Annotated in this window: 1 protein-coding gene; it reads right to left on the bottom strand. The window is 66.9% G+C overall.

The genetic code is table 11. The features are described from left to right. The coding region (locus tag O9335_RS09625; RefSeq protein ID WP_298387136.1) for a DEAD/DEAH box helicase at window positions 1-1,184 on the bottom strand (1,184 nt) is incomplete at its 3' end. Between the last annotated feature and the right edge of the window lie 56 nt (window positions 1,185-1,240).

Genomic DNA, 1,240 nt, shown 5'->3' on the forward strand with positions numbered 1-1,240 from the left:
TGCGTGGGCACCAGCGTGATGCGCGAGGGCCTGCCGGGCGCGTGGCCCGACCGCCCGGCGCGCTGCAGCAGGCGCGCCACGCCTTTGGGCGAGCCGATTTGCAGCACGCGCTCCACCGGCAGGAAGTCCACGCCGAGGTCCAGGCTGGAGGTGCATACCACAGCGCGGAGCTCGCCGCCCTTGAGCCCGGCTTCGACCCATTCACGCACCGCCCGGTCGAGCGAGCCGTGGTGCAGCGCGATCAAACCGGCCCACTCGGGTTTGGCTTCAAGCAGCGCCTGGTACCAGATCTCCGACTGGGATCGCGTGTTGGTAAAGACCAGCGTGGTGCTGCTGCCGGCGATTTCCTCGACCACCTGCGGCAGCATGGTCAGGCCCAGGTGCCCGCCCCATGGAAAGCGTTCGGCGCGGCTGGGCAGCAGTGAGTCGACCACCAGCTTCTTGGGTACCTGGCCCTGGACCAGGGTGCCGCCGCTGCGGCCGAGCAGCGTGTGCATGGCTTCTTGCAGATTGCCCAAGGTGGCAGACATGCCCCAGGTGCTGAGCGCCGGGTTCCAGCGGCGCAAGCGGGCCAGGGCGAGCTGCACCTGCACGCCGCGCTTGTTGCCCAGCAGTTCATGCCATTCATCGACGACGACCATCCGCACGCCGCCGAGCACATCTTTGGCATCCGCACGCGCCAGCAGCAGCGACAGGCTTTCCGGCGTGGTGACCAAGACGGTCGGCAGGCGCGTGCTCTGGGCGGCACGTTCGGCAGCGGCTGTGTCGCCACTGCGCGCGCCGGCAGTCCAGAGGGTGAGAAGCGCAGAGCCGTCATCGCCGCGCAGGCCGTTCAGGATTTCCAGGGGCTGCTGAAGTGCGCGCAGCGTGTCGGCGGCCAAAGCCCGCATCGGCGTAATCCACAAGACGGTTAACGCTTGCGCGGCGCCCCCGCTTCTGCGTGGGGTTTTTGCTATGGTTTTAGGAGCTGCCCGTCCATGCTGCACCTTGGCTACAGCCATAAAAGCCATTAAAGCGCCCAGCCACACGGCGTAGGTCTTGCCGGCGCCTGTGGTGGCGTGCAGCAGGCCGGACTCACCGTTGGCCACAGCTTTCCACACCTCGCGTTGAAACCTGAACGGCTTCCAGCCTCGCGTGGCGAACCACGCAGCCAGCGCTTTTTTCACCGCCACGTTCTGACTCATGAAGGTAACAACGCGGCCAGCGTTTCCAGCGTATCGGCCTCCTGCACCGGTTTGTC

It is taken from the genome of Inhella sp. (genome assembly GCF_027532025.1).
Classification (GTDB): Bacteria; Pseudomonadota; Gammaproteobacteria; order Burkholderiales; family Burkholderiaceae_C; genus Inhella.